Origin of the sequence: Pseudomonas peli (assembly GCF_900099645.1) — a bacterium.
Lineage (GTDB): Bacteria > Pseudomonadota > Gammaproteobacteria > Pseudomonadales > Pseudomonadaceae > Aquipseudomonas > Aquipseudomonas peli.
Map to the genome: position 1 here is coordinate 107,546 of NZ_FMTL01000006.1, position 9,978 is coordinate 117,523.

Sequence of the window (9,978 nt, forward strand, 5' to 3'; positions counted from 1 at the left end):
GCTGAGCTGGCCTGCTGGCAAGCGGGCAAAGTGCGTATAATGCCGCGCCATGACTCGTACCCGATCTTCCCGTCCCCGTTCTAAACGCCGTTCCGGCGGTATGCGCCCCTGGTTGGGCTGGGCTATCAAGCTCGGTCTGGTTGGTTTGGTGGTGCTCGCCGTGTTTGCGGTTTATCTCGATGCTGTGGTGCAGGAGAAGTTCTCCGGCAAGCGCTGGACTGTGCCCGCCAAGGTCTATGCCAGGCCGCTGGAGTTGTTCGTTGGGCAGAAACTGGCCAAGGATGACTTCCTCAAGGAGCTGGATGCCTTGGGCTATCGCCGTGAAAGCGCGGTAGCCGGCCCCGGCGGTGTGTCGGTGGCAGGCAACAATATCGAGCTGCATTCACGCGGTTTTCAATTTTATGAAAGCACTGAGCCTTCGCAGCGCGTGCGCGTGCGCTTCTCCGGTGACTATGTCGCGGGCCTGACGCAGGCCGGGGGCGGCAACCTGGCAGTAGCCCGGCTTGAACCGTTGCTGATTGGCGGGCTGTATCCGGCGCACCAGGAAGACCGCGTGCTGATCAAGCTGGAGCAGGTGCCGCCGTATCTGGTGGAAACCCTTGTGGCGATTGAAGACCGTGAGTTCTTCAATCATTTCGGCGTGTCGCCCAAAGGCATTGCCCGCGCCGTGTGGATCAACGCCACTGCCGGTCAGCTGCGTCAGGGGGGTAGTACCCTGACTCAGCAGTTGGTAAAGAACTTCTACCTGACTAACGAGCGCACTCTGGTCCGCAAGGCTACCGAAGCCATGATGGCGGTGTTGCTGGAGTTGCATTACGACAAGAAGGACATCCTTGAGGCTTACCTCAACGAGGTTTTCCTTGGCCAAGATGGCCAGCGTGCAGTGCACGGTTTTGGCTTGGCCAGCCAATACTTCTTTAGTCAGCCTCTCTCCGAGTTGAAACTTGATCAAGTCGCACTGCTGGTCGGTATGGTCAAAGGGCCAACCTACTACAACCCGCGGCGCAACCCGGAGCGGGCGCTGGAACGGCGCAATCTGGTGCTTGATGTACTGGCCGCACAGGGTGTCGCCAGTGTTGAAGAAGTGGATGCCGCGAAGCAGAAACCGTTGGGCATCACGCGGCGCGGTAGTTTGGCAGACAGCTCGTTCCCAGCTTTCCTTGACCTGGTCAAACGCCAGTTGCGCGAGGATTACCAGGAGCAGGACCTCACTGAAGAAGGTCTGCGCATTTTCACCAGCTTCGATCCGATCATGCAGCTGAAAGCCGAAAGTGCGTTGGCCGGCACGCTGAAGCGCTTGTCTGGGCGCAAAGGGGTTGATCAGGTGGAAGCGGGCATGGTGGTGACCAGCCCAGAAAGTGGTGAGGTGCAGGCCGTTATTGGTAGCCGTCAGCCACGCTTTGCTGGCTTCAACCGTGCTCTGGATGCGGTGCGGCCAATTGGCTCGCTGATCAAGCCAGCCATCTACCTGACCGCGCTGGAGCGGCCGAGCCAATACACTCTGACCAGTTTGCTTGAAGATCAGCCCTTCTCGATCAAGGGTCAGGACGGTCAGGTGTGGCGCCCACAGAACTATGACCGCAAGGCCCATGGCACCATTTACCTGTACCAGGGCTTGGTGAACTCCTACAACCTGTCGACCGCCAAGTTGGGGCTGGAAATCGGCGTGCCGGAAGTGCTGAAGACGCTGAACCGTTTAGGTGTTGAGCAGGAATGGCCGGCCTATCCGTCGATGCTGCTGGGCGCTGGCGGGTTGAGCCCAATGAGCGTGGCGAGCATGTACCAGACCTTGGCCAATGGCGGCTTCAATACGCCGTTGCGCGGTATTCGTGCGGTGTTGACCGCTGAGGGTGAACCCCTCAAACGCTACCCGTATCAGATTCAGCAGCGCTTCGACAGCGGTGCCATTTATCTGCTGCAGAACGCCATGCAACGCACGATGTCAGAAGGCACTGGGAGCTCGGTCTACAGCCAACTGCCGCGTTCGTTGGCACTCGCCGGCAAGACCGGCACCAGTAACGACTCCCGTGACAGTTGGTTTGCCGGCTTCAGCCAGGATGTCCTGGCCGTGGTTTGGTTGGGGCGTGATGACAATGGCCCGACACCGCTGACCGGTGCGACCGGTGCGCTGCAGGTGTGGACGGACTTTATGCGTCAGGCCGATCCGTTGCCGCTGGATATGCCTGTACCGGACAACGTGGTGTTGGCCTGGGTGGATGCGAGCAGCGGCCAAGGAACGGACCCGAGTTGTCCGAATGCAGTACAGATGCCGTATATTCGCGGCAGCCAGCCTGTCGCCGGGCCGGCCTGTGGTATTCAGGCGCCGGTCAATGAAGTGATGGATTGGGTACGCGGCTGGTTGGATTAAGCGAAGAGGGTGTGACGTGAATAAGTGGTTGATTCCAGCTGTAACGGTTTCGCTGGTACTGGCGGGTTGCAGCAGTGTGCCGCGTGGCTCTATTCCGGTCGTTGAAGGTGGCACTGCGGTCGCCGGCGCGCAGTCAGGTACGCCTGGCAGCTATGGCGCCCCAGTTACACAGCCTCAGGCCCTGCCGGAAGACTCCGGCGTGGTCGTGATGGTGCCAGGTGGTGGTGGGAGTTCTGCGCCGATTCAGTCGTTCCCGGCGACCAATGCACCGTTGGACAACGGCACAACTTCGCAGCCTTGGAGTGCTTCGGCGCCTGCTACGACTCAAGGTGGCTATGTCGCCCCTGCGCCCAGTGGCATTCCAAGTGGTGGTTTGGCCATGGATGAGCAGCTGGACGGGCCGGTTCTGGCCTTGTTGACGACTGCCCAGCAACAGCAGGGCGGTGGCGATCTGAACGGTGCCGCTTCCAGCCTGGAGCGCGCTCAGCGCATTGCGCCACGTGAGCCGCAGGTGCTCTACAAACTCGCCGAGGTGCGCTTGGCTCAAGGTGATGCTGCGCAGGCCGAGCAATTCGCCCGTCGCGGTCTGAGCTATGCCAGCGGCCGTCCGGCGTTGCAGGCCAGCCTGTGGAACCTGATTGCTCAAGCGCGCGAGCGTCAAGGCGATGCTGCCGGGGCTGCGCAGGCCCGTGAGCAGGCGCGAGTTAATCTCTAATGGATGCGCGTGTGCTTGCGGTAGCGGAGCAGCTGTTGCTCATTGAGCGAGAGTTGCGCGTGCAGGGTTGGTGGGACGCGCAGGCGCCCAGCGCGCAGGCGCTGTCCAGTCAGGAGCCATTTTGTGTCGACACGCTGGCGTTCGAGCAGTGGCTGCAGTGGATATTCTTACCGAGAATGAAGCAAATGGTGGAGGCGGGGGCCGCATTGCCCCGTGTTTCCGGAATTCAGCCGATGGCCGAGCAGGTGTTTGGTGGCCAGGCCAAAAAGGCCAGAGAACTGATCAAGCTGCTGGGTGAGTTCGATCAGTTGATTGTTGGCGCGACCTGAGTCGCGCCAACGGCTTACTTGCAGTTTTCGGCGATCGCCTTCTGTGCTTCGCTGATACGGCTCTGGCGTTCTTCTTCGCTTAGGCGCCGTACTTCACCGTCTACTTCCGTGCGTACGCGCGGATTGTTCTCTAGCTGCGAAAGGTTAGTGCGCACATCTGCGCAGTACTTCTTGCGCTCTACTTCTTTGGCCGCAATATCCTGTTTGACCTTCTCATCGATGGCTGCCTGCTCGGGGTCAGCGATGCTCTCGAAGGTAGGTGCTGCTTTCTTTTCTTCCGCAACAGCAGGCTTTGGCGGTGGTGCTGCAGTGTTGACGCTGGTGGCGTCTTGGCCTTGCGGCGGCTGTGCGCTGAAGTGCGTCACGCCTTGGGCATCGACCCACTTATAAACCTGGCTGGCCATGGCGGTGGCGCTCATGGCGAGCAGCAAGCTGCTGGTGATCATCATGCGGCGCATGCGTTTTCCTTATGTTGAGCTGCGGTGCCTGCTGAGTACTATAACCAAATTGTCTGAATCGTCATCCTGCGCTGCGTCACAGCAGAAGATTGCAGATTCAATCACGGATTACTTGACTTGGTCGCGCCGAATCCCAACAATTCCACGCTCGCTGTAGTGGAGTCCGCCGCAAGCAGGCTTTAGCTCAGTAGACATGAGGCGCACACCCGCGCCGACCTGTTACACCCGCAACGCGTTACCTCGCGCTGGGTGGGAAAACCCCGCAACACTTTGGGGAGTTCCCAATACTTGCTCAGTTGTAGCTGACGTAGTCGGCGACCACCGTCGCTCATGCTCTGCTGGCAGTAAACCTATCTTAGGCCGTCCTCCTTGTTGGGCGGTTTTCTGGCGTTTTAGAGGTGAACAACGTGGAGCTTTTATCCGGCGCTGAAATGGTCGTCCGCTTTTTGCGTGACGAAGGCGTTAAGAACATCTATGGGTACCCAGGCGGTGCTCTTCTACACATCTACGATGCCCTGTTCAAAGAACCGGAAGTGCAGCACATCCTGGTTCGTCACGAGCAAGCGGCAACCCATATGGCTGACGGCTATGCCCGCGCAACCGGTAAAGCCGGTGTGGTGCTGGTAACCTCGGGTCCTGGCGCAACCAATGCCATTACCGGTATTGCCACTGCCTATATGGACTCCATTCCGATGGTGGTGTTGTCCGGTCAGGTGCCAAGCACCATGGTCGGTACTGATGCTTTCCAGGAAACCGACATGATCGGTATCTCCCGGCCGATCGTGAAGCACAGCTTTATGATCAAGCACGCTTCGGAGATCCCAGAAGTCTTGAAGAAAGCCTTCTATCTGGCGCAATCCGGTCGTCCAGGTCCGGTGGTCGTGGATATTCCGAAGGACATGACCAACCCGGCTGAGAAGTTCGAGTACGTCTATCCGAAGAAGGTCAAGCTGCGCTCCTACAGCCCTGCTCTGCGCGGTCATTCCGGGCAGATCCGTAAGGCGGCTGAACTGCTGCTGACTGCTAAGCGTCCAGTCATCTACTCCGGTGGTGGTGTGATCATGGGTGGTGCTGCAGCGCCGCTGACCGAGCTGGCGCAGATGCTCAACCTGCCAGTCACCAATACCCTCATGGGCTTGGGTGGCTATCCAGGCACCGATCGCCAGTTCCTCGGCATGCTCGGTATGCACGGCAGCTACACCGCTAATCTGGCAATGCACCACGCCGATGTGATCCTGGCGGTTGGCGCACGCTTCGATGACCGCGTGATCAATGGCGCGAGCAAGTTCTGCCCGAATGCCAAGATCATCCACGTTGATATCGATCCGGCCTCCATCTCCAAGACCATCAAGGCCGATATCCCAATCGTCGGTCCGGTTGATAGCGTGATGACCGAGATGGTCGCGATCCTTAAAGAGATCGGCGAGCAGCTGAACAAGGATGCCCTGGCGAGCTGGTGGAAGCAGATCGAAGAGTGGCGTGGCGGTCGCATCATGTTCCCTTACGACAAGGGCGACGGCAGCATCATCAAACCGCAGACCGTGATCGAGACTTTGTCCGAAGTGACCGGTGGCGATGCGTTCGTGACTTCCGATGTGGGTCAGCACCAGATGTTTGCTGCCCAGTACTACCGCTTCAACAAGCCGAACCGTTGGATCAACTCTGGCGGCCTGGGCACCATGGGCTTTGGCTTCCCTGCAGCCATGGGCGTCAAGCTGAGCTTTCCGGATGACGAAGTCGCCTGCGTAACCGGCGAAGGCAGCATCCAGATGAACATTCAGGAGCTGTCGACCTGCCTGCAGTACGGTTTGCCGGTGAAGATCGTCAACCTGAACAACGGTGCGCTGGGTATGGTGCGCCAGTGGCAGGACATGAACTACGGTAGCCGTCACTCGCATTCCTATATGGAATCGTTGCCGGACTTCGTCAAGCTGGCCGAGGCCTATGGCCATGTCGGCATGCGCATCACTGATCTGAAGGATCTCAAGCCGAAGATGGAGGAAGCCTTCGCGATGAAAGATCGCCTGGTGTTCCTCGATATCCAGGTTGATACCAGTGAGCACGTCTATCCGATGCAGATCAAAGACGGTGCAATGCGCGATATGTGGCTGAGCAAGACGGAGCGTACCTAATCATGCGACACATTATTTCCCTGCTGCTGGAAAACGAGCCCGGCGCATTGTCCCGCGTGGTCGGTCTGTTCTCGCAACGCAACTACAACATCGAAAGCCTGACTGTGGCGCCGACCGAAGACCCGACTTTGTCGCGTCTGACGCTGACCACTGTGGGCCATGATGAAGTCATCGAGCAGATCACCAAAAACCTCAACAAGCTGGTCGAGGTGGTCAAGCTGGTCGATCTGTCGGAAAGTGCTCACGTCGAGCGCGAGCTGATGCTGGTTAAGGTCAAGGCCACTGGTGCTCAACGTGCTGAAGTCAAACGTACCACCGACATCTTCCGTGGGCAGATCGTCGATGTGACCAGCAGCGTTTACACCATTCAACTGGCCGGCACGAGCGACAAGCTGGACAGCTTTATCCAGGCCATCGGCACCGCGTCGATTCTGGAAACCGTGCGCAGTGGTGTTACCGGCATTGCCCGTGGTGACAAGGTGCTGAGCATCTGATTGCGTTGTACTGATAAAACGAAAAGCCCTCAGGGAGAGATCCCTGAGGGCTTTTTGCGTTTCTGGGGGTGACTCGCTGCAAGAATTTAGCGTTGGCGATTCCAGAAGGCATTAATCAGCGGATCTTTAAGGCGTTTCTCCAGCGCGAACAGGCCGATATCGTAGGCGGTTAACGGCGGCTGAATATCGTAGATGCGGATGCGTGCTGTCAGTGGGCTGTTGTCGAGGACGATTTGCGGAACCACGCCAATGCCAAAACCCAGGCTCACCATGCTGACGATGGCTTCATTACCGCTCACTTGGGCGTAAATGCGCGGTTTGATGTTGTGGTTTTTTAACCATCGATCGGTACGGGTCCTGGCAAGGCCTTCTTCTGAGAGAATCATTGGCACGTCTTTCCAAGTGTCCGTACCGGGGTGTTTCAGTTGTTCCTCGGTTAACAGCTGGGGTGACAGCGGGCCGATAAAGCACAGTGCGGAACGAGCAATGGATTGAAACGCGACGCCAGCGGGCAAGCTGTCGGGGCGGGCGCCGATGGCCAGGTCTTCCAGTCCTTCTTGCACGCGCTCTACGGCTTTGGCCGGGTCGCCGGTGTGCAGCTTCATTTCAATGCGTGGGTAGTCCTGGCGAAAGCTGCTCAAGATGTCATAGAGGAAGCTGTAGCTAGCCGTTACCGAGCAATATAGGGAGAGCTCGCCGTGCAGGATCAACTGGTCCTGCTTAAAGGTCTGGCGGATGGCTTGCCAGCCGTTCATGACTTCACTCGCATACTCGCGGAACTGTTGCCCCTCGCGGGTCAGGCGCACTGAGCGGTTGTCGCGCAGAAACAGTGGCGCACCCAGTTCGTCCTCGAGTTGCTTGATGCTGCGGCTGAGTGCGGAAGGGCTGACGTGTTGCTCGCGGCTGGTTTTGCCGAAGTGCAGGTGGTCGGCCAAAGAGAGAAAGAGCCTGAGTGCGTGACTATCCATAATCGTTTCAAATATCGGCATGTTGTGTTGCAAATATATCATTTTACGCAATATCGCGGATCACTTAAGGTGTCTTCGTCGCGGTGCATGCACCCCATCCCTTTTCGATTAAAAGAGCCAAGAACATGAAAGTTTATTACGACAAAGACTGTGACCTCTCGATCATCCAGGGCAAGAAAGTTGCCATCATCGGTTACGGTTCCCAGGGCCACGCTCAAGCGTGCAACCTGAAAGATTCCGGCGTTGACGTGACTGTTGGCCTGCGCAAAGGCTCGGCCACTGTTGCCAAGGCTGAAGCCCACGGCCTGAAAGTGACTGATGTTTCTTCCGCTGTTGCTGCTGCCGACCTTGTCATGATCCTGACTCCGGACGAGTTCCAGTCCTCGCTGTACAAGAACGAAATCGAGCCGAACATCAAGAAAGGCGCTACCCTGGCCTTCTCCCACGGCTTCGCCATCCACTACAACCAGGTTGTGCCACGTAGCGATCTCGACGTGATCATGATCGCGCCGAAGGCCCCGGGCCACACCGTGCGTTCCGAGTTCGTCAAAGGCGGCGGTATCCCTGACCTGATCGCCATCTACCAGGATGCTTCCGGCAACGCCAAGAACGTTGCGCTGTCCTACGCTGCTGGCGTGGGTGGCGGCCGTACCGGCATCATCGAAACCACCTTCAAAGACGAAACCGAAACCGACCTGTTCGGCGAGCAAGCCGTTCTGTGTGGCGGTACCGTTGAGCTGGTTAAAGCTGGTTTCGAAACCCTGGTTGAAGCCGGTTACGCGCCGGAAATGGCTTACTTCGAGTGCCTGCACGAACTGAAGTTGATCGTTGACCTCATGTACGAAGGCGGTATCGCCAACATGAACTACTCGATCTCCAACAACGCCGAGTACGGCGAGTACGTGACCGGCCCGGAAGTGATCAATGCCGAGTCCCGTCAGGCCATGCGCAATGCTCTGAAGCGCATCCAGGACGGCGAATACGCCAAGATGTTCATCAGCGAAGGCGCAACCGGCTACCCTTCGATGACCGCCAAGCGTCGTAACAACGCAGCTCACGGTATCGAAATCATCGGTGAGCAACTGCGCTCCATGATGCCGTGGATCGGTGCTAACAAAATCGTCGACAAAGCCAAGAACTAAGGTTTTATGACGTAAGAAAAGACGCGGCCAAGGCCGCGTTTTTTCATGGTGCGTCAAGGCTTCTGGTATAAAGCCTGAGAGTTGCATGGATGCTGGCGTGAACCCTGATCGTCGGCGTCTGTCGAAATTTTCCAAATCCGTTGCAAGGTATTGTTCATGAATGAACGTCCAGATGAGCCGCAGTCTCCCGCCGACGCCGAAAGTTTGCTGCCAATCGATGAGCATATAGAAGAGGGGCATGACGCCGAAGGGCGTAAGGTCCGTCATCGCGGTATTTATCTGCTGCCCAACCTGTTTACCACGGCCAATCTGTTTGCCGGGTTCTACGCCATCATCAATGCCATGAACGGCAACTTCTATGTGGCCGCCGCCGCTGTGTTTGTTGCCATGGTGCTGGATGGCCTTGATGGGCGTGTTGCTCGCCTGACCAATACCCAGAGCGCCTTTGGTGCCGAGTACGATTCGCTATCCGATATGGTCGCCTTTGGTGTGGCGCCTGCCTTGCTCGCGTTTGAGTGGGCGTTGGGCAGCATGGGTAAGGTTGGCTGGATGGTTGCCTTCATCTATGTAGCTGGTGCCGCGCTGCGTTTGGCGCGTTTCAATACGCAGATCGGCAGCGTCGATAAGCGCTACTTTATCGGCCTGGCCAGCCCTGCTGCTGCGGGTGTGGTGGCGGGTACGGTGTGGGCCTTTAGTGATTTTGGTATCAAAGGCTCGAATATGGCCTTTGTAGTTGCCATTCTGGTAGCAGCTGCAGGCATGCTGATGGTCAGCAATATCAAGTACAACAGCTTCAAGGATCTCGACTTGAAAGGGCGTGTGCCGTTTGTGGCGATTCTTGCGGTGGTGCTGGTATTTGCGGTGGTGTTCAGTGATCCGCCTCGGATCTTGCTGATCATATTCCTGGCTTACGCGGCCTCGGGGCCTATTCAGTACTTGCTGCGCCTGCGTCGCGGCAATAGCGCGTAGTTACAGCGCAGTGGTTTCGACAAAGCCGTTGAAGCGCCAGCTTCAACGGCTTTGTCGTTTCTGCAGGCGGCGCGCTAGTGGTTTGTGTGGCTACAGCCCGTTAGTTCGCGGGTGTTGAAACAAAATCGCAATAATCATTGACCTGCGTTCGTCAGTCCCTATAATGCGCACCTCTTCAGGCGTAAGCAGCTCCTTAAACTTCTTATAAAACAAGAAGTTAGATTTAAAAAAGGGGTTGCAAAGCAGCGAAAGATGCGTAGAATGCGTCTCCTCTTCAGGAGGTAGTGTTTAAGTTAGAAGAGGTTCGATCGAGATGATCGAAGGCGGTAAAAGAGGCGGTTGACAGCGGTTTGAAACGCTGTAGAATTCGCCTCCCGCTGACGAGAAGCTAGATGTTGATCGA

Annotated in this window: 9 protein-coding genes; 7 read left to right on the plus strand and 2 right to left on the minus strand. The window is 57.4% G+C overall.

What is annotated here, in order from left to right:
- Window positions 1–49 precede the first annotated feature (49 nt).
- From mrcB to BLO50_RS19955, 3 genes are read left to right on the plus strand one after another with little or no spacing between them, the layout of a single operon-like run.
- A complete protein-coding gene (gene mrcB, locus BLO50_RS19945) occupies window positions 50–2,368 on the plus strand; it encodes a penicillin-binding protein 1B (protein WP_090256029.1) in 2,319 nt (772 codons plus the stop codon).
- A gap of 16 nt (window positions 2,369–2,384) precedes the next feature.
- The gene (locus tag BLO50_RS19950; protein ID WP_090256030.1) at window positions 2,385–3,083 is read left to right on the plus strand and encodes a tetratricopeptide repeat protein; all 699 of its coding nucleotides are present in this window, start codon (window positions 2,385–2,387) and stop codon (window positions 3,081–3,083) included.
- Window positions 3,083–3,412, plus strand: a complete 330-nt coding sequence (locus tag BLO50_RS19955; protein WP_090256031.1) for a YqcC family protein — start codon at window positions 3,083–3,085, stop codon at window positions 3,410–3,412. The genes BLO50_RS19950 and BLO50_RS19955 overlap by 1 nt, the downstream gene beginning before the upstream one ends.
- A gap of 14 nt (window positions 3,413–3,426) precedes the next feature.
- Here BLO50_RS19955 and BLO50_RS19960 read toward each other — a convergent pair whose 3' ends face one another.
- Window positions 3,427–3,870, minus strand: a complete 444-nt coding sequence (locus BLO50_RS19960) for a DUF4124 domain-containing protein (protein ID WP_090256032.1) — start codon at window positions 3,868–3,870, stop codon at window positions 3,427–3,429.
- A 407-nt stretch (window positions 3,871–4,277) separates the two neighbouring features.
- On the opposite strand from BLO50_RS19960, the gene BLO50_RS19965 reads away from it, so the two are divergent.
- Together BLO50_RS19965 and ilvN are read left to right on the plus strand one after the other, a co-directional pair.
- Window positions 4,278–6,002, plus strand: a complete 1,725-nt coding sequence (locus BLO50_RS19965; protein ID WP_090256048.1) for an acetolactate synthase 3 large subunit — start codon at window positions 4,278–4,280, stop codon at window positions 6,000–6,002.
- Window positions 6,003–6,004: 2 nt separating this feature from the next.
- Window positions 6,005–6,496, plus strand: coding sequence for an acetolactate synthase small subunit (ilvN, locus tag BLO50_RS19970; RefSeq protein WP_090256033.1), 492 nt, complete (start codon window positions 6,005–6,007; stop codon window positions 6,494–6,496).
- A gap of 86 nt (window positions 6,497–6,582) precedes the next feature.
- Here ilvN and ilvY read toward each other — a convergent pair whose 3' ends face one another.
- Entirely contained in the window at window positions 6,583–7,464 is an 882-nt protein-coding gene (gene ilvY / locus BLO50_RS19975; protein WP_090256034.1) for an HTH-type transcriptional activator IlvY, read from the minus strand.
- Window positions 7,465–7,589: 125 nt separating this feature from the next.
- Here ilvY and ilvC point away from each other — a divergent pair, with 125 nt between their 5' ends.
- Together ilvC and pssA are read left to right on the plus strand one after the other, a co-directional pair.
- Window positions 7,590–8,606: a ketol-acid reductoisomerase gene (ilvC, locus tag BLO50_RS19980; RefSeq protein ID WP_090256035.1), complete on the plus strand. Its 1,017-nt coding sequence runs from the start codon at window positions 7,590–7,592 to the stop codon at window positions 8,604–8,606.
- A gap of 156 nt (window positions 8,607–8,762) precedes the next feature.
- Complete coding sequence (gene pssA / locus BLO50_RS19985) at window positions 8,763–9,575, plus strand: CDP-diacylglycerol--serine O-phosphatidyltransferase (RefSeq protein ID WP_090256036.1); 813 nt, start codon at window positions 8,763–8,765, stop codon at window positions 9,573–9,575.
- The last annotated feature ends 403 nt before the right edge of the window (window positions 9,576–9,978 follow it).